Annotated in this window: 20 protein-coding genes; 19 read left to right on the top strand and 1 reads right to left on the bottom strand. The window is 67.3% G+C overall.

Annotated features, from left to right (window positions below):
- Nucleotides 1–352: 352 nt before the first annotated feature.
- From hpt to lysS, 14 genes are all read left to right on the top strand, one after another.
- Nucleotides 353–946 (top strand): hypoxanthine phosphoribosyltransferase, encoded by a 594-nt coding sequence (hpt, locus tag ACVT6V_RS28315; protein WP_489897369.1) that lies wholly within the window; start codon nucleotides 353–355, stop codon nucleotides 944–946.
- Nucleotides 947–1,138: 192 nt separating this feature from the next.
- Nucleotides 1,139–3,547 (top strand): ATP-dependent zinc metalloprotease FtsH, encoded by a 2,409-nt coding sequence (gene ftsH / locus ACVT6V_RS28310; RefSeq protein WP_489897368.1) that lies wholly within the window; start codon nucleotides 1,139–1,141, stop codon nucleotides 3,545–3,547.
- 47 nt (nucleotides 3,548–3,594) lie between these two features.
- Nucleotides 3,595–4,248 (top strand): GTP cyclohydrolase I FolE, encoded by a 654-nt coding sequence (folE, locus tag ACVT6V_RS28305; RefSeq protein WP_489897367.1) that lies wholly within the window; start codon nucleotides 3,595–3,597, stop codon nucleotides 4,246–4,248.
- Between the two features lie 17 nt (nucleotides 4,249–4,265).
- Entirely contained in the window at nucleotides 4,266–5,222 is a 957-nt protein-coding gene (gene folP, locus ACVT6V_RS28300) for a dihydropteroate synthase (protein ID WP_489897366.1), read from the top strand.
- Complete coding sequence (gene folB / locus ACVT6V_RS28295; protein ID WP_489897365.1) at nucleotides 5,222–5,596, top strand: dihydroneopterin aldolase; 375 nt, start codon at nucleotides 5,222–5,224, stop codon at nucleotides 5,594–5,596. Before folP ends, folB begins: the two co-directional genes overlap by 1 nt.
- Nucleotides 5,593–6,150: a 2-amino-4-hydroxy-6-hydroxymethyldihydropteridine diphosphokinase gene (folK, locus tag ACVT6V_RS28290; protein ID WP_489897364.1), complete on the top strand. Its 558-nt coding sequence runs from the start codon at nucleotides 5,593–5,595 to the stop codon at nucleotides 6,148–6,150. Before folB ends, folK begins: the two co-directional genes overlap by 4 nt.
- Nucleotides 6,147–6,680, top strand: coding sequence for a DUF3180 domain-containing protein (locus tag ACVT6V_RS28285; protein WP_489897363.1), 534 nt, complete (start codon nucleotides 6,147–6,149; stop codon nucleotides 6,678–6,680). The genes folK and ACVT6V_RS28285 overlap by 4 nt, the downstream gene beginning before the upstream one ends.
- An 83-nt stretch (nucleotides 6,681–6,763) precedes the next feature.
- On the top strand, nucleotides 6,764–7,981 hold the full coding sequence (locus tag ACVT6V_RS28280; RefSeq protein WP_489897362.1) for a DUF6779 domain-containing protein: 1,218 nt from the start codon (nucleotides 6,764–6,766) through the stop codon (nucleotides 7,979–7,981).
- Nucleotides 7,982–8,146: 165 nt separating this feature from the next.
- Nucleotides 8,147–9,121 (top strand): Rossmann-like and DUF2520 domain-containing protein, encoded by a 975-nt coding sequence (locus ACVT6V_RS28275; RefSeq protein ID WP_489901053.1) that lies wholly within the window; start codon nucleotides 8,147–8,149, stop codon nucleotides 9,119–9,121.
- Entirely contained in the window at nucleotides 9,118–10,035 is a 918-nt protein-coding gene (panC, locus tag ACVT6V_RS28270) for a pantoate--beta-alanine ligase (RefSeq protein WP_489897361.1), read from the top strand. The genes ACVT6V_RS28275 and panC overlap by 4 nt, the downstream gene beginning before the upstream one ends.
- 25 nt (nucleotides 10,036–10,060) lie before the next feature.
- Complete coding sequence (panD, locus tag ACVT6V_RS28265) at nucleotides 10,061–10,486, top strand: aspartate 1-decarboxylase (protein WP_489897360.1); 426 nt, start codon at nucleotides 10,061–10,063, stop codon at nucleotides 10,484–10,486.
- Between the two features lie 16 nt (nucleotides 10,487–10,502).
- A complete protein-coding gene (locus ACVT6V_RS28260; RefSeq protein WP_489897359.1) occupies nucleotides 10,503–11,306 on the top strand; it encodes a type III pantothenate kinase in 804 nt (267 codons plus the stop codon).
- A gap of 548 nt (nucleotides 11,307–11,854) precedes the next feature.
- The gene (locus ACVT6V_RS28255) at nucleotides 11,855–12,286 is read left to right on the top strand and encodes a rhodanese-like domain-containing protein (protein WP_489897358.1); all 432 of its coding nucleotides are present in this window, start codon (nucleotides 11,855–11,857) and stop codon (nucleotides 12,284–12,286) included.
- A gap of 65 nt (nucleotides 12,287–12,351) precedes the next feature.
- On the top strand, nucleotides 12,352–13,908 hold the full coding sequence (lysS, locus tag ACVT6V_RS28250; RefSeq protein ID WP_489897357.1) for a lysine--tRNA ligase: 1,557 nt from the start codon (nucleotides 12,352–12,354) through the stop codon (nucleotides 13,906–13,908).
- A 15-nt stretch (nucleotides 13,909–13,923) separates the two neighbouring features.
- On the opposite strand, the gene ACVT6V_RS28245 is transcribed toward lysS, so the two are convergent.
- On the bottom strand, nucleotides 13,924–15,483 hold the full coding sequence (locus ACVT6V_RS28245; protein ID WP_489897356.1) for a FadD3 family acyl-CoA ligase: 1,560 nt from the start codon (nucleotides 15,481–15,483) through the stop codon (nucleotides 13,924–13,926).
- Between the two features lie 42 nt (nucleotides 15,484–15,525).
- Here ACVT6V_RS28245 and ACVT6V_RS28240 point away from each other — a divergent pair, with 42 nt between their 5' ends.
- From ACVT6V_RS28240 to ACVT6V_RS28220, 5 genes are all read left to right on the top strand, one after another.
- Nucleotides 15,526–16,821, top strand: a complete 1,296-nt coding sequence (locus tag ACVT6V_RS28240; RefSeq protein ID WP_489897355.1) for an acyl-CoA dehydrogenase family protein — start codon at nucleotides 15,526–15,528, stop codon at nucleotides 16,819–16,821.
- 26 nt (nucleotides 16,822–16,847) lie between these two features.
- Nucleotides 16,848–17,669 (top strand): SDR family oxidoreductase, encoded by an 822-nt coding sequence (locus tag ACVT6V_RS28235; protein ID WP_489901052.1) that lies wholly within the window; start codon nucleotides 16,848–16,850, stop codon nucleotides 17,667–17,669.
- A 22-nt stretch (nucleotides 17,670–17,691) separates the two neighbouring features.
- Nucleotides 17,692–18,846, top strand: a complete 1,155-nt coding sequence (locus ACVT6V_RS28230; RefSeq protein WP_489897354.1) for an acetyl-CoA C-acetyltransferase — start codon at nucleotides 17,692–17,694, stop codon at nucleotides 18,844–18,846.
- Between the two features lie 342 nt (nucleotides 18,847–19,188).
- Nucleotides 19,189–20,697, top strand: a complete 1,509-nt coding sequence (locus tag ACVT6V_RS28225) for an aldehyde dehydrogenase family protein (RefSeq protein ID WP_489897353.1) — start codon at nucleotides 19,189–19,191, stop codon at nucleotides 20,695–20,697.
- Between the two features lie 92 nt (nucleotides 20,698–20,789).
- A complete protein-coding gene (locus ACVT6V_RS28220; protein WP_489897352.1) occupies nucleotides 20,790–21,389 on the top strand; it encodes a TetR/AcrR family transcriptional regulator in 600 nt (199 codons plus the stop codon).
- Nucleotides 21,390–21,632 lie beyond the last annotated feature (243 nt).

Here is a 21,632-nt window from a genome sequence, read left to right as displayed (position 1 = left end):
CTCTCGAGGTTCTGGGCTGCATCGGCAAGCCGAGGTGGGTGGCGGTGTGGCAGAAAACTTGTTCGCAGAACAAAAGATCAGGCCCCCGGAATCTATTTGTCTGCGGACAGATTAACTGTCACAAATTCATGTTCTCTGTTGTCGGGAAATGTGTCGCGTGTGAATAGATGGTGCCATTCGTGATCCGAGTGTGATGCGCGACACACCGTTCCCGCGAGGAATGTCGTACGAATGACCTACATCGTTACGGGCACTCGTCGAGGGGGAGGCCCGACGGCTTCGGCGGCGGTCGGCACGGCGCAATCGCGGTGGTAGCGGACGCCGAGGGTCGTCGGCATGACAAGCTAGGGGCGTGCAGTCCGCAGACCCAGCCGGCGCAGACCCGACCCGTGCAGACCCATACGGCGACGACATCGAGGCGATCCTGATCTCGGAGGACCAGATCAGGACGCGCACCATCGAACTGGCCGAGTCGGTGGCCGCGCGCTACTCCGACATCGACCAGGATCTGGTGCTGATCGGTGTCCTCAAGGGTGCGGTCATGTTCATGACCGACTTCGCGCGTGCCCTGCGTATCCCGTCACAGATGGAGTTCATGGCGGTGTCGAGCTACGGCTCGTCGACGTCATCGTCGGGTGTGGTCCGCATCCTCAAGGACCTGGACCGCGACATCACCGGCCGGGACGTGCTGATCGTCGAGGACATCATCGACTCCGGGCTCACACTGTCGTGGTTGATGAAGAACCTCGCCACCCGGTCACCCCGGTCCCTGCAGGTCTGCACGCTGCTGCGCAAGCCGGAGGCCGTGCGCTCCCCGGTCGACGTCGCCGACGTGGGCTTCGACATCCCGAACGAGTTCGTCGTCGGTTACGGCCTCGACTACGCCGAGCGCTACCGGGATCTGCCCTTCATCGGGCGACTGCGTCCATCGGTCTACCAGAACTGACGTCCTACCAGCGTCGAGGCGCCCCCGCACGGGGGACGGAACGGTTTTCCCTGGATGTTCGTTGACCGGTAGCCTCTAGAAATACGGACAGCCGCGCAGCGCGACGCGCGGCCGGCCACGACGTCGACTGGGAAGGACAGTGGAACGGCGCGGGCGCGGTCTTCGGACCGGCTCAGACCACCACCAACAGGCATGAACCGTAAGTCAGTCTTCCGCAATCTCGCCATTGTGGCGCTCATCGTGCTCGCCCTGTGGGGCTGGAGCGTGATGCGCGACTCGGGTCGCGAGTACAAGTCTGTGGACACCTCGGTCGCGTTGACCCAGCTCAACGTCAAGAACACCGACCGGATCGACATCGACGACCGTGAGCAGCAGCTCCGCATCGAACTCAAGAACCCGATCAGTGTCGACGGCGCCGACACCACCAAGATCAGTGCGAAGTATCCCGCCTCGGCCGGCGAGCAGGTCTTCGACTCGGTCACCAAGACGGGCGCCCCGTACCAGACCAACGTCAGCGAGCAGTCCGCCCTCTGGCAGATCCTCATCTTCATCCTGCCGATGCTGCTGCTGTTCGGCCTGTTCTTCTTCGTGATGAACCGGATGCAGGGCGGTGGACGCGGCGGCGTCATGGGCTTCGGCAAGTCGAAGGCCAAGCAGCTCACCAAGGACATGCCCAAGACCACCTTCGCCGACGTCGCCGGCGCCGACGAAGCGGTCGAGGAGCTCTACGAGATCAAGGACTTCCTGCAGAACCCGGCGCGCTATCAGGCGCTGGGCGCCAAGATCCCCAAGGGTGTCCTGCTCTTCGGCCCGCCCGGCACCGGTAAGACGCTGCTGGCCCGGGCCGTCGCCGGTGAGGCGGGCGTGCCGTTCTTCACCATCTCCGGTTCGGACTTCGTCGAGATGTTCGTCGGCGTCGGCGCCTCGCGTGTGCGCGACCTCTTCGAGCAGGCCAAGAACAACAGCCCGTGCATCATCTTCGTCGACGAGATCGATGCCGTCGGGCGTCAGCGCGGCGCCGGTCTCGGCGGCGGCCATGATGAGCGGGAACAAACCCTCAACCAGCTGCTGGTCGAGATGGACGGCTTCGGTGATCGTTCCGGCGTCATCCTGATCGCCGCGACGAACCGTCCCGACATCCTCGATCCCGCCCTGCTGCGCCCGGGCCGCTTCGATCGGCAGATCCCGGTGGGTAACCCCGACATCGCCGGCCGTCGCGCGATCCTGCGGGTGCACGCCAACGGCAAGCCGATCGACGACGACGCCGACCTCGACGGCCTGGCCAAGCGCACCCCGGGAATGTCGGGCGCCGACCTGGCCAACGTGGTCAACGAGGCCGCACTGCTGGCCGCTCGCGAGAACAAGAACACCATCACCGCGGAGATGCTCGAAGAAGCGGTCGACCGTGTCATCGGCGGTCCGCGCCGCAAGAGCCGCATCATCAGCGAGCACGAGAAGAAGGTCGTCGCCTACCACGAGGGCGGTCACACACTCGCCGCGTGGGCCATGCCCGATCTCGACCCCATCTACAAGGTCACCATCCTGGCCCGAGGCCGTACCGGCGGTCATGCGCTGGCCGTGCCCGAGCAGGACAAGGACCTGATGACGCGGTCGGAGATGATCGCTCGTCTGGTGATGGCGATGGGTGGTCGTGCCGCGGAGGAGCTGGTCTTCCACGAGCCGACCACCGGCGCGTCGTCGGACATCGATCAGGCCACCAAGATCGCGCGCGCGATGGTCACCGAATACGGCATGAGCGCCAAGCTCGGTGCCGTGCGGTACGGGCAGGACCAGGGCGACCCGTTCCTGGGACGGTCGATGGGCAGCCACACCGACTACTCCGCCGAGATCGCCAGCGAGATCGACGACGAGGTGCGGCGACTGATCGAGGCCGCCCACACCGAGGCGTGGGCGATCCTGTCCGAGTACCGCGACACCCTCGACGTCCTCGCGACGGAGCTCCTGGAGAAGGAGACGCTGACCCGCAAGGACCTCGAGCTGATCTTCTCCGAGGTGCACAAGCGTCCGCGGATCACCGCGTTCAACGAGTTCGGTGACCGCACACCGAGCGACAAGCCGCCGGTGAAGACGCCGGGCGAGCTCGCGATGGAACGGGGCGAGCCGTGGCCGCCGGAGCCGGTCACCCCTGACCCGGTACCGGAACCCGTCGGTGCCGGCAGTCCGGCAGGCGGACCGCAGCAGCCTGGCGGCTACCCGAACCCCGCTCCGGGACAGGCCTATCCGCCCGCCTACCCGCCGCAGTCGGCGCCCGGCTACCCGCCCCACGGCGGTCACCAGGGCCCGCAGGGCGGCTACCCGGGCCAGCCCACCCACGGCACCCGGCCGGACTACGGTGCTCCCCGCGACTGGTCGGCGCCCGGCTGGCCGCCGCAGGACGCGCCGCCGTCGAACGGTCCCAACGGTTCGGGCGGCCACGGGGCCGGCCAGAACGGCGCCGGCAACCATGGCGGCGGAAACCACGGCAGCGGCAATTACGGCGGCAACTACGGGACCGGCAACAACGGTTATGGCACCGGCCGCCACGGCGGGGGACCGGCCGACAACGGTCCGGGCGGCGACCCGAACTCCGGAAACCGCTAGCCCCGACGTCCGCGGACAGACGGTCGTAGAACGGATCAGAGGCAACGATGACGATCAGTGAACAGCACGACACGGACCTCGAGGCGAGCGGTCCGAACGGTCACGACGCTGTGCCGACGACGCCCAAGGGTCGGCATTTCGACCAGGCGCGTGCCGAGGCCGCGGTCCGTGAACTGCTGATAGCCGTGGGCGAGGATCCCGAGCGTGAGGGCCTCAAACGCACACCGACCCGCGTGGCCAACGCGTATCGGGAGATGTTCGCCGGGCTCTACACCGATCCGAGTGAGGTGCTGGCCACCACCTTCGACGAAGACCACGACGAACTGGTCCTGGTCAAGGACATCCCGCTGTACTCGACGTGCGAGCACCACCTGGTGTCGTTCCACGGTGTCGCGCACGTCGGGTACATCCCGGGGGTCAGCGGTCAGGTCACCGGACTCTCGAAGCTCGCTCGTCTGGTCGATCTCTACGCGAAGCGCCCGCAGGTGCAGGAACGGCTCACGAGTCAGATCGCGGATGCGATGGTGAAACGTCTGGATCCGCGCGGGGTCATCGTGATCATCGAGGCCGAGCACCTGTGCATGGCCATGCGCGGTATCCGCAAGCCCGGAGCCTCCACCACGACGTCGGCGGTGCGCGGCCTGTTCAAGACCAGTGCGGTCTCTCGCGGCGAGGCCCTCGATCTCATCTCGCGGACCTGAGCGGCCGCCATCACCCGATGCAGCCAGCCACTTCACCCGGCCCGCTCGCACCCATCCCGGCGCAGGGCGGACGGACGCTCGTCATGGGCGTCATCAACGTCACCGCGGACTCCTTCTCCGACGGTGGCCGCTACCTCGACCACGATGCGGCGATCGCGCACGGGCACGAACTGATCGCGCAGGGCGCCGACCTGATCGACATCGGCGGCGAGTCCACGCGGCCGGGCGCCACCCGCGTCGACCCCGAGGTCGAGGCGAAGCGGGTGGCACCAGTCATCGCGGGCCTCGCCGGTGGCGGCGTACCGCTGTCGGTGGACACGATGCGTGCACAGGTCGCCGAGGCGGCGATCGACGCGGGCGCCACGGTGATCAACGACGTCTCGGGTGGCCGTGCCGACGCCGACATGGCGCGGGTGGTCGCCGAGTCGGGACTGCCCTGGATTCTCATGCACTGGCGCCCCGTCGATCGGTCCGACCGCGCGGCCGGGGGAGCATTCGACCACGGCGTCGACGACGCCGGCGGCTACCGTGACGTGGTGGCGGAGGTGAGTGGCGAGTTGCTCGCCCAGGTCGATGCCGCGGTCACCGCGGGAGTCGACCCCGACCGGATCATCCTCGACCCCGGTCTGGGTTTCGCGAAGACCGCCGACCACAACTGGGCGCTGCTCCATTCGCTGCCGACCCTGGTGGGACTGGGTTTCCCCGTGCTCGTCGGGGCCTCCCGCAAACGGTTCCTCGGCACCCTGCTCGCCCGCGACGGCGAGCCGCGGCCACCTGCCGGACGAGAGGTCGCGACCGCGGCCCTGTCCGCGCTGGCCGCACTCGAGGGGGCGTGGGCGGTCCGGGTGCACGATGTGCAGATGAGCCGGGACGCGATCGCGGTGGCGACCGCGTGGCACAGTGGTGGTCGCCGCGGGACCGCGAACCCGGGAGTCACCACCGACAGACACCAGGCGCGACGGGGGAACGACTGATGGCCGACCGGATCGAACTGCGCGGTCTCGTCGTGCGCGGCCATCACGGCGTCTTCGAGCACGAACGGCGCGACGGGCAGGACTTCATCCTCGACATCACGTTATGGCTCGACCTCGCCGAGGCGGCGGCCTCCGATGACCTCGCCGACACCGTCGACTACGGGGCGCTCGCCCAGCGGGCCCACGACATCGTCGCAGGTGAACCCCACAATCTCATCGAGACCGTCGGGGCCGAGGTGGCCGAGGCGATCATGGACGACGAGCGGCTCGCCGCGTGCGAGGTGACCGTGCACAAGCCGTCGGCGCCGATCCCGCTGCAGTTCGCCGACGTTGCCGTGGTGACCCGGCGATCGCGGAAGTCGATGGGACGATGAGCAGCGGGTCGGGGCCGCAGCGAGCGGGCACGCAGACGACCGCGGTGTTGTCCGCCGGGTCCAACATCGGTGATCGCCTGGCGCATCTGCAGACCGTCGTCGACCGATTCGCCGACGAGCTGGTCGCCGTCTCCCCGGTCTATGCGACGCCGCCATGGGGCGGAGTGGAGCAGGACGACTTCTACAACATCACTCTCATCGTCGAAGGCGAGCGTGATCCGTACGAGTGGCTCGCCATCGGTGCCGAGCTCGAGCAAGCCGCCCAGCGGACGCGTGAGATCCATTGGGGGCCGAGAACTCTTGATGTCGACGTGATCACCGTCAGCCGTGACGGCGAGGTGATCCGCAGCGCGGACCCGACCTTGCTGCTGCCACATCCGCGCGCCGCCGAGCGCGCTTTCGTGCTGGTGCCGTGGCTGGCCATCGACCCCGACGCCACGCTGTGGACACCGGACGGGACCCGCGCGGTGGCCGAGCTGGTCGAGCACATCGACGCCGACGATCGCGCCGGCGTGGTCGCTGTCGCCGAGCTGCCCGCGGTGAGGACCCGATGACCGCTCCGAAACGGCCGTCGGACCCGAACAAGGAGGAAGAACCCGGGCTCGGTCCGACGCGCTTGCGTGACCTGATCATCATCGCCGCAATCGTCGCGGTGGTCGCCTGGATTCTCGTCCGATACAACTACGGCAGCCTGCCGCCGATGCCGTTGCTCGCCGGGATCGTCCTCTACGTCCTGGCCGCGCTCGAGGTGCTGATCGCCTTCATCGTCCGGGCCCGGGTCGCCGCGCGACATGTCGGCCAGGCCCGCGGACAGTTGCACCCGTTGACCGCGGCGCGCGTGCTGGCCCTGGCGAAGGCGTCGGCCATCCTGGGGGCGATCGCGGTGGGTGTGTGGGCCGGGCTTCTGGTCTTCCTGTGGAGTCGGCACGATCTCGCCGCGGCCCAGCACGACCGCCCGGGCGCCATCATCGGGCTCATCGGTGGAGTGGTTCTCGTCGCAGCCGCGCTGTGGCTCGAATACTGTTGTCGCGCACCCGACGACCCCACCGATGAGGCTGTCGGAGGCCATCCCGGCCCTGCCTGACCCCGGTGGTCACTTCCGGGTGAATCGTGACTCTCCGCAGTAGATGGCCGATATCGGCGCACTCAGACGGTAAGTTCACGGACATGACGACCTCGAACGGCCGTTCCACGGAGTCACGGCGCTCCGGGAGATCGGCGGGACAGTGGTTGCTCGGTCTGCTCATCGTGCTCGCCATCGTTGCGAGCATCCTCATGGTGTTCACCGATCAGCTGTCGATCAGCGGATCGCTGGCGGTGATCGCTGCGCTGTGGGCGGCGGTGATCGGCGCCATCCTCGTCACGAAGTTCCGTCGCCAGGCCGAGAGCGCCGAGGCCAAGAGTCGCGACCTCCGACTCGTCTACGAACTGCAGCTCGAGCGGGAGATCGCGGCCCGTCGCCAATACGAACTCGACGTCGAGACCACCATCCGCAAAGAGGTGAGCGCGGAGTCGAACGAGGAGCTCGCCGAGCTCAAGGCGCAGGTGCTGGCACTGCGATCCAGCCTGGAGATGCTGCTCGGCGAGTCGCTGCCCGATCCGCGCGCCGCCCTGCCGAACGAGAAACTCCGTGAACTCGCATCCGGGATCGGTCAGCCCGGCCCCGGGCGCGAGGACTACGGGCACGCGTTCACACAGGGCTTCCGTGCCGACGACAGCGTGCGCGCCGCGCAGGACTTCGCCGCGACCGCGCCGAGTGCCGACAGCGGCCGGTACATCCCCGCCGACGTCGATCCGAACGAGATGACCGAGGTCATCCCGATCATCTCCGACGAGGCGCCGATCTCGGGACGGATCGCCACCGAGGTGCCCGACGAAGCCCCGGCCGAGCAGGTCGAGGACGCGGTCCTCGCCGAGACCGAGGAGAGCGCCGACGAGGTCACCGAGGCCCCCGGTGCCTACGTGGACGAGTCCCCGACCGACGAATGGCCGCCGGCGTCCGAACCCGAATCCGCAGAGTCGGAGGCCGCAGGGTCCGAAGCCGCAGGGTCCGAGGCCGCAGAGTCCGAAGCCGCAGGGTCCGAGGCCGCAGAGTCCGAAGCCGCGGAGCTCGCCGAGACCGAACAGCCGGAGCAGGCACCCGAGGCGGCCGAGCCCGAACCGGAGACCGTCCCGGAACCGACCCCCGCCGACGTGGCGTCGTTCGAAGGTGCCGGTCGCCACGAGACGAGCGGGGACGAGGTGAGTCCGGCGCTGCAGGGCCGTCGTCGCCGTCGCGCCGATGACGGCGAGAGCGCCCACTCGGCCGGCCTGCCCGTCTCCGAGCTGCTCAGCCAGCTACGACAGTCCGGCGCACCCGGCGGGCGTCGGCGACGCGAGGACTGACGCGGGCCGCTTCTTCCGCGGCGTGAACCCTGTCACAGGCGTTGGCCTTGGGGCGTCCGGAGGGCCTACCCTTGCTCTGCAACGTCTGGTACCCGAGCTCAGCCGGGACTGGAACTTTCTCAGCGGAGGACAGCGGTGACCTCACCGAGCGATGATCTCGGCCCGATGCAGGGGCAATCTGGTGATGCTCCCTACCTGTCCGGCGTCTCCAACCTCCCCACCCCGGCCCGGCTGACCGTCGGAATCATCTCCGCCGGGCGAGTCGGCACGGCGCTCGGTGCCGCGCTCGAACAAGCCGGTCACGTTGTCGGGGCCGTCGTCGCACGGTCGGACATATCCCGCCGACGCGCCGCCGAGCGCCTGCCCGAATCACAGATCCTGGCGCTCGACGCCGTGGTCGCCCGGTCCGAACTGCTCATCATCGCCGTGCCCGATGCCGAACTCGCCGCGGTGGTCACCGGCATCGTCCGAACGGGAACGCTGCGGCCGAACACCCTCGTCGCGCACACCGCCGGCGCCCAGGGGGTGCAGGTGCTGGCCCCGCTCGCCGACCTCGGGGCGCTGCCGCTCGCGATCCATCCGGCGATGACCTTTGTGGGCACCGTCGAGGACACCACCCGTCTGCGCCAGGCATGCTTCGGCGTCACCGCGGCCGACGAGGTCGGCTTCGCCATCGCCCAGGCGTTGGTGCTGGAGATGGGCGGCGAACCCGTCCGGATCGCCGAGTCCGACCGCGTGCTCTATCACGCCGCCCTCGCGCACGGCGCCAATCACCTCATCACCCTGATCTCCGATGCCGTCGCCGCATTGAACGCGGCGATCGACGGCCCCGGCGGCCGCGGCGGACGGGACGCCGCCACCGTCGACGGCAGCGGGACGATGCTCGCCGAACGGATCCTCGGCCCGCTCGTGTCGGCGTCGCTGCAGAATGTCCTCGAACTCGGTCCGCGCGCCCTGACCGGCCCGGTCGCCCGCGGTGACGCTGCTGCCGTTGCCGGCCATCTCGCCGCGCTGCGACGGCTGCCTGCCGATCGCGCGGGCGCCGTCGACATCGCCGAGGCCTACCGGGTGCTGGCCCGCCGGACCGCCGGCTACACCGACGCACCGCAGGATCTACTCGACGTGTTGGAGGTGTCATGACCGGCGATCTGAGCGAGAAGGCCTACACGGCAGGCCAACTCACCGTCCACCGCGACCCCGCGACATTGCACCGGGTCAGTCAGGCGCTGCGTCGCGCCGGCAAGCGCGTCGTGTTGGTCCCGACGATGGGCGCGCTGCACGCGGGTCACCTCGAGCTCGTCCGGACCGCGAAGTCCGCGGGCAACACCGTGGTCATCGTCTCGATCTTCGTCAACCCGTTGCAGTTCGGCGTCAACGAGGACCTCGACGCCTACCCGCGCACCTTCGACGCCGACTGCGACCTGCTCCGCCCCCTCGGCGTGGAGCTCGTGTTCGCGCCCACCGTCGCGCACATGTATCCGAACGGCCAACGCACCCTGGTGCAACCCGGTCCGGCCGGAGCGGTGCTCGACGGTATCTCCCGGCCGACACATTTCGCCGGCATGCTCACCGTCGTCGCGAAACTGCTCAACATCGCCGCGCCGCACGCGGCGTTCTTCGGTGAGAAGGACTACCAGCAGCTGGTCCTGATCAAGCAGATGGTCGACGACCTCAACCTCGGCGTCGAGATCGTCGGCGTGCCCACCGTCCGCGAGTCCGACGGCCTGGCGATGTCGTCGCGCAACCGCTACCTCGACGCCGACCAGCGCGAACTGGCCACCACACTGTCGGCGGCCCTGGTGGCCGGTGCGCACGCCGCCGGCGACGGCCGCGACGCGATTCTCGCTGCGGCGCAGTCGGTTCTCGAGACCAATCCCGAGATCCAGGTCGACTACCTCGCGCTGACGGGCCGCCAACTCGAGGACCCCCCGGAGCAGGGCGACGGCCGCCTGCTCGTCGCCGCCCGGATCGGCGCGGCCCGACTGATCGACAACGTCGGCGTGGCAATCGGTACCGGATTCGCCGGCCGCGACCCCCAACAGACCACCCACTGACCTCCCCGGAGAAAGCGAGCACCGCATGTTCCGCACCATGATGAAATCGAAGATCCATCGAGCCCGTGTGACCCAGGCCGATCTGCACTATGTGGGGTCGGTGACGATCGACCAGGATCTGCTCGACGCCGCCGACCTACTCGAGGGTGAGCAGGTGACCATTGTCGACATCGACAACGGTGCGCGCCTGGAAACCTACGTCATCGCCGGCGAGCGGGGCTCGGGTGTTATCGGGATCAACGGTGCCGCAGCACATCTCGTTCATCCCAATGATCTCGTGATCATCATCGCCTACGGCATCCTCGACGAGCAGGAACTGCGCGAGTACTCGCCGTCGGTGGTGTTCGTGGACGATCACAACCGCGTGCTGGTCGAAGGCACCGATCCCGCGCACGCGCCCGAGGGCTCCGGTCTGCGCGATCCGCGGGAACTCGTCGACGTCTCGGCATAGCGGGACGTCGCGCGACATGCTGCTGACCGTCGACGTCGGCAACACCAACATCCATCTCGGGGTGTTCGCCGGTTCCGGTGACCACGCGACGATGGTGCAGGACTGGCGAATCCACACCGATCCGAACCTGACGTCGGACGAACTCGCGCTGCTCATCCGCGGCCTGCTGGGTACCGACGTCGAGCAGGTGACCGGTGTCGCGGCGCTGTCCACCGTGCCCTCACTGCTGCGTGAACTGCGGGTGATGGTGCCGCGTTATTTCGGTGAGGGACACCACCACATCCTGCTGGAACCCGGTGTGCGGACCGGGGTTCCGCTCCTGGTCGACAACCCGAAGGAAGTCGGCACCGACCGGGTCGCGAACTGCGTGGGGGCGCATCACAATTACCCCAAGGGTCCGTGCATCACCGTCGCGTTCGGCACGGCGACAGTGGTCGATGCCGTCTCGGCCAAGGGTGAATTCCTCGGCGGCGCGATCGCACCGGGCGTCAACCTGGCGGTGGAGGCGCTGTCCGAGCACACCGTCACGGTTCGCAAGGTCGAGCTGATGCCGCCGCGCAGCGTGCTGGGCAAGAACACCGTCGAGGCACTCCAGGCCGGCATCCTCTACGGCTTCGCCGGGCAGGTCGACGGCCTCGTCGATCGGGTGCGCGACACTGTCGAAGGATTCGACTCCGACGACGTCACCGTCGTCGCCACCGGCTTTCTCGCGCCCCTGATGTTCGATGAGTGCGAAACCCTCACGGTGCATCACCCCTACCTGACCCTCGACGGCCTCCGCCTCGTCTACGAGCGCTCCAAGCAGCAACGCCGTCGCTGAGGCGGATCTCGATACGCTCCTCACTTCGTTCGTCGCTACTCGATCGACGGGAGGATGTGATCTTTCCCCTCGCTGGTCGTATCGCGACTGGATCTTTCTCTTTCGCTGGTCGAGTAGTCCGAGGCGCTAGCCGAGGGCGTATCGAGACCGGGTGGGTGTGATCTCGATACGCTTCTCACTTCGTTCGTCGCTACTCGATCCGCGGGGGGATGCGGTCTTTCCTCGCTGGTCGTATCGCGACTGGATCTTTCCCTTTCGCTGGTCGAGTAGTCCGAGGCGCTAGCCGAGGGCGTATCGAGACCGGGTGGGTGTGATCTCGATACGCTTCTCACTTCGTTCGTCGCTACTCGATCCGCGGAGAGGCGATCTTCCCCCGCCGGCCGTATCGAGACCTCGCACGCCACAAGGGCTAGTGCAGACCGCCGATCTATGGCACACTGTCTGCCGTGATCAAGAGCTGTCTGGAGTGTTGTCAGGGCTGAGTTCCGCATCTGCGGCCGCCCTTCTTCGACGACCCCCGCTCAATTCGATCACCCTCAGGACTTCTCATGACCGCCGTCCTCGGCACATCTGCTGTCACCAAAGAACCCATCGTCGCGCCGTCCAGTGATGCACCCCTCTCGGCTCAGGCGACCGACTACGCAAGGTTGATCGCCGATGGCGTGATCGCCGTCGACGTACGCAGCCAGCGCAAACGCCAGCTCGACGGTGTGCTGTCCGGCGCGCTGGCCATCGACGCCACCGATGTCCTGCCGCGCCTCACACCTGGCCACCCGGATTCGCTGCGCGCCGCCGCACCCGATGCCCGGTGGCTGCTGATCAGCGACGACGGCCACGAGGCGGAATGGCTCGCCTGGCATCTGCAGGCCCGCGGTGTCTCCGGCGCGGTCTTCGTCGTCGGCGGCTTCCGCGCGTTGCGCCGTTCGCGCATCGCCGGCCGGATCAGTGATCAGGAACTGGCTGCCATCTCGGCGCACTGACCAGGCTGCGCCGTCGCTGCGACCACGAATCGGTTCGTCGGCACGATTCCGATAGGGTTTCGGGGGTGAGTAACACCCCGACCACCCAGAATGCCCCCAGCGGCGGACCGACCGCGGCCGCCGTCGACGCCACCGACGACCACACCCCGGAACAGATCCGGATTCGTCGGGACAAGCGCGAGGCCATCCTGGGTGACGGACGCGAGGCCTATCCGGTGTCCATCGCGCGGACACACAGCCTGTCCGAGATCCGCACCACCTTTCCAGACCTCGAGGCCGGCACCGAGACCGGTGAGATCGTCGGCGTCGCGGGGCGGGTCATCTTCCTCCGCAACAAGGGCAAGCTGTGCTTCGCCACACTCCAGGAGGGTGACGGTACCCAACTGCAGGCCATGATCAGCTTCAACGGCGTCGGGGAGGATGCTCTCGCGCGCTGGAAGGCCGAGGTGGACCTCGGTGACATCGTTTTCGTGCACGGACAGGTGATCAGCTCTCGAACCGGTGAGCTGTCGGTGATGGCCGACGGCTGGGAGATGGCGTCAAAGGCGTTGCGTCCCTTGCCTGTCGCGCACAAGGAGATGAATGAGGAGTCCCGGGTGCGGCAGCGCTACGTGGACCTCATCGTCCGTCCGGAGGCGCGCGAGACCGCGCGGACCCGCGTCGCTGTCATGTCGGAACTGCGTGCGGCACTGGCGAAGCGGGACTTCCTCGAGGTCGAGACGCCGATGCTGCAAACCTTGCACGGCGGTGCCGCGGCACGACCTTTCGTGACCCATTCCAATGCCTTCGACATCGATCTGTATCTGCGCATCGCGCCGGAGCTGTTCCTCAAGCGCTGCGTCGTGGGTGGCATCGAGCGGGTCTTCGAGATCAACCGCAACTTCCGCAACGAGGGCGCCGACTCCACGCACTCACCCGAGTTCGCGATGCTCGAGACCTATCAGGCGTACGGCACCTACGACGATGCCGCGGTGATGACGCGTGAACTCGTGCAAGAGGTCTCGATGGGTGCGCTCGGCACACTGACCCCCGTGATGCCCGACGGCACCGAATACGACCTGTCCGGTGAGTGGACATCGTTGGAGATGTATCCGTCGCTCTCGCAGGCACTGGGCCAGGAGATCGTCCCGGCCCAGACGTCGGTGGACGAACTGCTCGCGATCGCCGCTCGCGTCGGCCTGGAGATCCCCAAGGACAAGGGCTACGGACACGGCAAGATCGTCGAAGAGCTCTGGGAGCACATGGTGGGGCAGCATCTGAGCCAGCCGGTGTTCGTGCGCGACTTCCCGGTCGAGACGTCGCCGCTGGTGCGTGCGCATCGATCGGTGCCCGGTGTGGTGGAGAAGTGGGACCTGTACGTGCGCGGCTTCGAATTGGCCACCGGCTACTCCGAACTCGTCGACCCGGTGATCCAGCGGGAACGCTTCGTCGACCAGGCGCGCCTGGCCGCCGCCGGCGACGACGAGGCGATGAAGCTCGACGAGGAATTCCTGACCGCCATGGAATACGGCATGCCGCCCACCGCAGGTACCGGTATGGGCATCGACCGTCTGCTGATGGCGCTGACCGGCCTCGGCATCCGCGAAACGATTCTGTTCCCGCTGGTCAAGCCGCGCGCCTGAGCGCGGCCCGATGGGTCAGGCGAGATTGCGTTTGAGGATCTTGCCGGCCGCGTTGCGGGGGAACGCATCGAGGACCACCACCGACCGCGGCACCTTGAAGTTCGCCAGGTGCTCCTTGCAGTAGGCGATCACCGTGGCCTCGTCGAGCGGCACCCCGTCGCGCACCGTGAGATAGGCCCGTCCCACCTCGCCGAGACGCTCGTCGGGTACCCCGATCACGGCCGACTCGATGACGCCGTCGAGGCGCGCGAGGGTCTGCTCGATCTCCGCCGGATAGACGTTGAACCCGCCGCAGATGTACATGTCCTTGAGTCGGTCGGTGATCTTCAGGTTGCCGCGCTCATCGATGGTGCCGATGTCGCCGGTGTGCAGCCATCCGTCGGCGTCGATGGTCTCCTTGGTCGCGGTCTCGTCGTCGAGGTAGCCGCGCATCACCATCTTGCCGCGCGCCAACACCTCGCCCTGCTCCGACAGCGTGATCTCCATGCCCTCGAACGCACGACCGCAGGTGTTCGCAACGGTCTCGTCATCGTCGTCAGGAGTGCAGGTCGAGACGAATCCGCTGGCCTCGGTGAGCCCGTACGCGGTGACCACGGTCTCGACGCCGAGGTCGCTCTGCAGTCGTTCGATGAGCACCACCGGAACGATGGCCGCGCCGGTGACCACCAGCCGCAGCGACGACAGATCGTGATCAGCGCGGGCGGGGTCGTCGAGGATGGTCTGGAAGATCGTCGGCGCGCCCGGGAAGACCGTCGCACGCTGCGCTTCGGCGAGCTTCATCGCCTCAGCCGGGGAATAGACGGCCAGCGGCAGCATGGTCACCCCGAACAGCGTGCAGGGCAGGATGCCGGCCTTGTAGCCGAAGGTGTGGAAGTACGGGTTGACCATCAGGTAGCGGTCGTCGGGGGACAGGCGACCGTTCGAACCCCACGCGTACGAACCGGCCATCGTCTGCTGGTGTTCGGCCAGCACACCTTTCGACTTCCCGGTGGTTCCCGACGTGAACAGGATGTCCGAGATGTCCTCGGGGGATACCGCATCCGCACGACACTCGGCCTCGTCACTGGTGGCGTCGGTGGCGCGGTCGATGAAGACCGACCATTCGTCGGCACCCTCCGGAACCGCGGCCGAGCCGTTCAACGTCACGCCGACCACGACGTCGGGCATCGCGTCGGCGTGATCGCGCATGAGGTCCGCCAGGTGGTCGACGCCGAGGAACTCGCCGGACGCCACCACCGCGCGCGCATCCGACCGCGTGATGATCTCGACGGCTTCGCCTGCGGTGTAGCGACTGTTCAACGGCACCACGGCGGCGCCCGCATACTGGGCGCCCAGTGCGGCGATCGGCCAGTGGTAGCTGTTGGGTGACCAGATCGCGACCCGGTCGCCGGCGTTGATCCCGGACGCGATCAGGGCAGCCGCGAAGGTGCACACGGCATCGGCGAACTCCGACCAGGTGAGAGTGACCTGCGGGTGTGACGACGATGTCCATTGCTCGTCGACGATGGCAGTTCGGTCGGGCCAGGTCTGTGCGGCCCGGCGCAGGGCAGCCGGGGTCGTCAGGATCGCCTCCATGCCCCCAACCTAGCACTTGCTTGGTGCGCTAAGCTAGCGACCATGACCTCGATCAACCTGGCCGATCGGTCTGTCGACCTCGGCGAATGGGCGAAGACGGTGCCCGATGCCGCCGAACAGTTCGCCATAGCTGTCCGGGCGTGGCTCGACGAGAACCTCGCCGGCGAGTTCGCGCACCTGAAGGGCCGTGGCGGTCCCGGCAGCGAGCACGAGTTCTTCGACGACCGACTCGCCTGGGATCGACACCTGGCGAATGCGGGCTGGACCTGCCTCGGCTGGCCGACCCGCTACGGCGGACGCGGCGCCACCCTGGAACAGCGGATCATCTTCCACCAGGAGTACGCCCGGGCGAACGCACCTGCCCGTGTGAACCATCTGGGCGAAGAACTGCTCGGGCCGACGCTCATCGAGTACGGCACCGAGGAGCAGAAGCAGAGGTTCCTGCCCGGCATCGTCGACGTCACCGAACTCTGGGCTCAGGGCTATTCGGAGCCCGGCGCCGGGTCGGACCTTGCCGGGGTCTCCACTGCTGCCCGGCTCGACGGTGACAAGTGGATCATCAACGGGCAGAAGGTGTGGACCTCCCTGGCGCATGTCGCGCAATGGTGCTTCGTGATCGCCCGAACCGAAAAGGGCTCCACGCGGCACAAGGGCCTCAGCTTCCTGCTCGTCCCGATCGACCAGCCCGGTGTCACCGTCCGGCCCATCCAACAGCTGACCGGCACATCGGAGTTCAACGAGGTCTTCTTCGACGATGCCGTGACCGACGCCGACCTCATCGTCGGCGAACCGGGGGAGGGCTGGACGGTCGCGATGGGTCTGCTGCAGTTCGAGCGCGGGGTCTCCACACTCGGTCAGCAGGTGGGCTTCGAACGCGAGCTCGACAATCTCGTCGAGATCGCGAAAGCCAATGGTGCGGGGCGTAACCCGGAGATCGCGTCGCGGATCACCCGCGCATGGGTCGGGCTCAAGGTTATGCGGGCGAACGCGCAGCGCACACTTGCCGGCGACATCGTGTCTGCCGGGAACGGAGCGAGTGGGCCCTTCGACGCCGCGGCCGGTGCGGCGTCGGTGTCGAAGCTGTTGTGGGCCAATTGGCATCGCGACCTCGGTGAGCTTGCGATGGCCGTGGTCGGCGCCGTCTCGCTGTACGGGCCGACCCACACCGCAGAAGGTGCCGAGAACGACATCACCGATCCGGACCACGTCGAGCTCGACGAATGGCAGCGACTCTTCCTGTTCACCCGCGCGGACACCATCTATGGCGGCTCGAACGAGGTGCAACGCAACATCATCGCCGAGCGGGTGCTCGGCCTACCGCGAGAGGCCCGACAGTGACGGATGCGACGATGACGGGGACGACGATGACGGGGACGACGGTGGACCAGAAGCGCTCGCCACTGGCCACCCCACCGCAGGAGACTCCCGGCCACGGGCTTCTCCTCGGCCGCAAGGTGGTGGTGACCGCCGCCGCGGGCACCGGCATCGGCTTCGCGACGGCCCGCCGTGCCCTCATGGAGGGCGCGGACGTGGTGATCAGCGACTGGCATGAGCGTCGGCTCGGCGAGGCGCAGGAGAGACTCGCGTCGGAGTTTGCCGACCAGACCGTCGGTCAGATCGTCTGCAACGTGCAGGAGTCCGAACAGGTCGACGCCCTGATTGCCGCTGCGGCAGGCGAACTCGGCCGCATCGACGTATTGGTCAACAACGCCGGCCTCGGTGGCGAGACTCCCGTGGCCGACATGACCGACGAAGAATGGGACCGGGTGCTCGACATCACCCTCAACGGGACCTTCCGTGCCACCCGCGCTGCGCTGCGTTACTTCCGCGCCGTCGAACACGGCGGCGTCATCGTGAACAACGCCTCCGTACTCGGCTGGCGGGCGCAGCGCGGCCAGGCCCATTACGCGGCCGCGAAAGCGGGTGTGATGGCCCTGACCCGGTGCTCCGCCGTGGAGGCCGCCGAGTTCGGCGTACGGATCAACGCGATCGCACCGTCGATCGCCAAGCATCCGTTCCTCGCCAAGGTCACCAGCGATGAACTCCTCGACGAACTCGCCTCGCGCGAGGCCTACGGCCGGGCGGCCGAGGTCTGGGAGGTCGCCGCCACCATCGCAATGCTGGCCAGCGACTACACCACCTATCTCACCGGCGAGGTCGTCTCGATCTCCAGCCAGCGTGCCTGACAACAGAATCGGAGAATTGACCATGACCACACCGCAGGCTTACATCGTCGACGCCATCCGCACCCCGGTCGGTAAGCGCAACGGATCGTTGGCGAAGACGCACCCCGCCGATCTCGGTGCCCACGTCCTCTCGGCGCTCGTCGAACGCACCGGCATCGACCCGAATGTCGTCGACGACGTGGTGTTCGGCTGTGTCGATGCGATCGGCCCGCAGGCCGGCAACATCGCCCGCACCGCGTGGCTGGCCGCCGGACTCCCACTCGACATCCCCGGCACCACCGTGGACCGCCAGTGCGGATCGTCGCAGCAGGCCATCCACTTCGCCGCGCAGGGCGTGATGAGCGGAACACAGGACGTCGTGGTCGCCGGCGGCGTGCAGAACATGAGCGCGATCCCGATCTCCCAAGCGATGATCGCCGGGCAGGAACTCGGATTCACCACGCCCACAGCAGAATCCGCGGGCTGGCGCGAGCGCTTCGGCGATGCACCGATCTCCCAGTTCAATGGTGCCGACATGATGGCGCAGCGGTGGGACATCAGCCGCGAGGACATGGAGCGCTGGGCATTGCAGTCGCACGAGCGCGCCCGCGCCGCGATCGCCGAAGGGCGGTTCGACAAGGAGAACGTGCCGCTCGGCGACTGTGTCGTCGACGAGTGCCCACGCGAGACGTCGATGGAGAAGATGGCCGGCCTCGCGCCACTGGCCGAGGGTTCGCGCCTGACGGCGGCCGTGTCATCGCAGATCTCCGACGGTGCCTCGGCCACCCTCGTCGTCTCCGAGAGCGCGCTCAAGGAGTACGGCCTGACCCCACGAGCCCGCATCCATCACATGTCGGTCCGCGGCGATGATCCGGTGATGATGCTGTCGGCGCCGATCCCGGCGACGAAGTACGCGCTCGGCAAGGCCGGCCTGTCGATCGATGACATCGACGTCGTCGAGATCAACGAAGCATTCGCCTCGGTGGTGCTCGCGTGGCTGAAGGAGACCGGCGCCGACCCGGCAAAGGTCAACCGCAACGGCGGCGCCATCGCGCTCGGCCACCCGCTCGGCGCCACCGGCGCGAAACTGTTCGCGACCCTGCTCAATGAGTTGGAACGCACCGGCGGCCGCTACGGCCTGCAAACCATGTGCGAAGGCGGCGGTACCGCGAACGTCACCATCATCGAACGGATCTAGACCTAACGCGCGAACGCTCCGCACGGAGGCCGAGAGAACCCAGCCACCCCGCTCAACTGGTGGTTGCTCTCCCGAAATCCTGGGTTCTCTCGGCGAAAAACAGGGTTCCCTCGGCACGCAAGGCCGGGTCGCGAAAGGTCGCGAAAGGCCGGGTCGCGAAAGGCTGCGGAGGCGAAAATCAGCGGAGGCGAAAGGTCCCGAGCGGCGCGAAGCACTCGAACCACCATCTGAAAACCCATGTAGCCAGAACGGTGTGATCTGACGCATACTATGGTGGAACAAACGTGGGTGTTCGTCTCATGGGCGACCACGTGACCACAGGTACGAGTCGGAGGATCTCACATGACCAAACCAGCAGAGGTGACGAAGGCGACGGCCGAACGGGTGTCGTCGGAAGCCCACACGATGACCGAGCTGCTGGAGATCCAGCGCGCCGCGTTCCTGCGTGACGGCATCCCCGATGCCAAAACGCGGATCGATCGGATCACCCGACTGTCGTCGTTGCTCCTCGACAATGCCGACGAGATCGCCGAGGCCCTCGAAGCCGATTTCGGCAGCCGCCCGCGTGAGCTGTCCGTCGCCGCCGACGTCGTCGGATGCATGATCGACCTCACCCACCAGCGGCGTCATGCCGAGAAGTGGATGAAGGAGGTCAACGTCGCCAAGGGGCAGGGCCTGGCCGGATTCAAGCAGCGCCTGCGCCACGACCCGCTCGGAGTCGTCGGCATCATGGGTCCCTGGAACTTTCCGCTGCAGCTGACCTTCGTTCCGGCCGGCTCGGCTTTCGCCGCCGGCAACCGGGTGCTGATGCGCCCGTCGTCGATCACCGCGCGCACCACCGACGTGATCGCCAAGCACGCGCCGGACTACTTCTCCGTCGAGGAACTCGCCGTCATCACCAGCAAACACGGCTCGGGTTCGGACTTCGCCAAGCTCAAGGTCGACCACATGTTCTTCACCGGATCGCCGGAGGTCGGCGCATCGGTGGCGGTCGAGGCCGCCAAGAACCTGGTGCCCGTCACCCTCGAACTCGGGGGCAAGAACCCGGCCGTGGTCGACATCGACGCCGACATCGACAAGGCCGCGAAGTTCCTCGCCGACGCCCGGATGGTCAACGGCGGTCAGGTCTGCCTGTGCCCGGACTATGTCTTCGTGCCGGAGGCCAAGGTGGGCGAGTTCACCGACAAGGTCATCGCGCGCTGGAAGGACAAGTTCCCCACCATCCGCTCCAACACCGAGTACACGGCGACGATCAACGAGAAGAACTACAACCGCATCGTCGGGCTCATCGAGGACGCCGAACAGCTCGGTGCCACCAAGCATCAGGTCGTCCCGGCGGGCGAGTCGCTGCCCGACGCCGACGCCCGCAAGATCGCGCCGACGCTGCTGACCGGGGTCAAGGCCGGCATGAAGATCGAGGAGGACGAGGTCTTCGGACCGGTGCTGACGGTCTACCCGTACCGAGAGCTGTCGGAGGCGATCAGCCACATCAGCAGTCACCCGCATCCGCTGACGATGTACTGGTCCGGCGACGACAACGAGAACTTCGCGACGCTGATCGACAGCACCCGCAGCGGGTCGGTGAACGCCAACGACTTCGCCACCCACCTGTTCAGTGGTGGTCTGCCGTTCGGTGGTGTCGGCAAGAGCGGCATGGGCAACTATCACGGCCGCTTCGGCTTCGAGACCTTCAGTCACGCCCGCGCGGTCACCGTGTCGACGCTGCCGATGTCGATCGCAGAGATGATGTCGCCGCCGTTCACCGCCCGCGACAAGAAGATGACCGACGGTCAGCTCAAGCTGTGGACGCGGCTGAACAAGCGCGCGATCAAGAAGCTCAAGAAGAGCTGACGCAGGTTCTCCTCGATTCTCTCACTGGGTTCGCCCAGCTTGGCCGGGTTCGCACGCCGCGGACCCGGCCAAGCGCTTGCTAGGGTGGACCAATGGCTCCCCGCGGCACCGTCTCCAGCTCCACCAGGCGCGATGAACTGCTGACCACGGCCGGCAAGATGTTCGCCGAGCAGGGCTTGCGGTCGACCACAGTACGCGACATCGCCGACGCCGCCGGTATCTTGTCCGGCAGTCTCTATCACCATTTCGACTCCAAAGAATCGATGGTCGACGAGATCCTGCGCGGCTTTCTCGACGACCTGTTCGCCCGCTACCGGGAAATCGCCGCGGCCGGTCTGAGCGCCGCGGAAACCCTTCGTGGACTGGTCGTGGCGTCGTTCGAATCGATCGACGCGCAGCGCAACGCCGTCGCGATCTACCAGGACGAAGCCAAGCGGCTGGCCACGCAGGATCGCTTCGCCTACATCGGTGAACTCAACACCGAGTTCCGACAGCTCTGGCACGCGGTGCTGCGGCGCGGGGTCGACGACGGCGAGTTCCGCGCCGATCTCGACGTCGAGCTGGCCTACCGGTTCCTGCGTGACACCGTGTGGGTGGCGGTTCGGTGGTACCGGCCCGGTGGCGCCTTGTCTGCCGACGACATCGCGGCCCAATATCTATCGATCGTGCTCGACGGCATCCTGCCGCGCTGACCCATCTCCCTCGCCTGGTTGTGTCATAGGCCACAGGCGGCCCCCGGGATTTGTCACTCTACCCTCCCGTAAGGGTAGAGTTCGGGGCTGCGCCCGACCGTACGCATCGATGCTCCGCGCCATCCTGGAGACGATGTGAATCGGCTTCGAGGCTATGTCTTTCGCGCTCGACGCAATGAAGCGTCGGCGCCCGATGTCTTTGTCGGCGACGTCGCCGACTGATTCCGCGCGGACGTGCGGTGT

The sequence above is a fragment of the Gordonia sp. LMA167 genome (genome assembly GCF_058130025.1).
This window is presented reverse-complemented; position numbering and strand designations above follow the sequence as displayed.

What these genes read in the sequence shown, in the direction of transcription:
- ftsH (WP_489897368.1), top strand. Translation starts at nt 1,139, where the DNA reads ATGAACCGTAAGTCAGTCTTCCGCAATCTCGCCATTGTGGCGCTCATC.
- folE (WP_489897367.1), top strand. Translation starts at nt 3,595, where the DNA reads ATGACGATCAGTGAACAGCACGACACGGACCTCGAGGCGAGCGGTCCG.
- folP (WP_489897366.1), top strand. Translation starts at nt 4,266, where the DNA reads ATGCAGCCAGCCACTTCACCCGGCCCGCTCGCACCCATCCCGGCGCAG.
- folB (WP_489897365.1), top strand. Translation starts at nt 5,222, where the DNA reads ATGGCCGACCGGATCGAACTGCGCGGTCTCGTCGTGCGCGGCCATCAC.
- folK (WP_489897364.1), top strand. Translation starts at nt 5,593, where the DNA reads ATGAGCAGCGGGTCGGGGCCGCAGCGAGCGGGCACGCAGACGACCGCG.
- ACVT6V_RS28285 (WP_489897363.1), top strand. Translation starts at nt 6,147, where the DNA reads ATGACCGCTCCGAAACGGCCGTCGGACCCGAACAAGGAGGAAGAACCC.
- ACVT6V_RS28280 (WP_489897362.1), top strand. Translation starts at nt 6,764, where the DNA reads ATGACGACCTCGAACGGCCGTTCCACGGAGTCACGGCGCTCCGGGAGA.
- ACVT6V_RS28275 (WP_489901053.1), top strand. Translation starts at nt 8,147, where the DNA reads ATGCAGGGGCAATCTGGTGATGCTCCCTACCTGTCCGGCGTCTCCAAC.
- panC (WP_489897361.1), top strand. Translation starts at nt 9,118, where the DNA reads ATGACCGGCGATCTGAGCGAGAAGGCCTACACGGCAGGCCAACTCACC.
- panD (WP_489897360.1), top strand. Translation starts at nt 10,061, where the DNA reads ATGTTCCGCACCATGATGAAATCGAAGATCCATCGAGCCCGTGTGACC.
- ACVT6V_RS28260 (WP_489897359.1), top strand. Translation starts at nt 10,503, where the DNA reads ATGCTGCTGACCGTCGACGTCGGCAACACCAACATCCATCTCGGGGTG.
- ACVT6V_RS28255 (WP_489897358.1), top strand. Translation starts at nt 11,855, where the DNA reads ATGACCGCCGTCCTCGGCACATCTGCTGTCACCAAAGAACCCATCGTC.
- ACVT6V_RS28245 (WP_489897356.1), bottom strand. Translation starts at nt 15,483, where the DNA reads ATGGAGGCGATCCTGACGACCCCGGCTGCCCTGCGCCGGGCCGCACAG.
- ACVT6V_RS28240 (WP_489897355.1), top strand. Translation starts at nt 15,526, where the DNA reads ATGACCTCGATCAACCTGGCCGATCGGTCTGTCGACCTCGGCGAATGG.
- ACVT6V_RS28235 (WP_489901052.1), top strand. Translation starts at nt 16,848, where the DNA reads ATGACGGGGACGACGGTGGACCAGAAGCGCTCGCCACTGGCCACCCCA.
- ACVT6V_RS28230 (WP_489897354.1), top strand. Translation starts at nt 17,692, where the DNA reads ATGACCACACCGCAGGCTTACATCGTCGACGCCATCCGCACCCCGGTC.
- ACVT6V_RS28225 (WP_489897353.1), top strand. Translation starts at nt 19,189, where the DNA reads ATGACCAAACCAGCAGAGGTGACGAAGGCGACGGCCGAACGGGTGTCG.
- ACVT6V_RS28220 (WP_489897352.1), top strand. Translation starts at nt 20,790, where the DNA reads ATGGCTCCCCGCGGCACCGTCTCCAGCTCCACCAGGCGCGATGAACTG.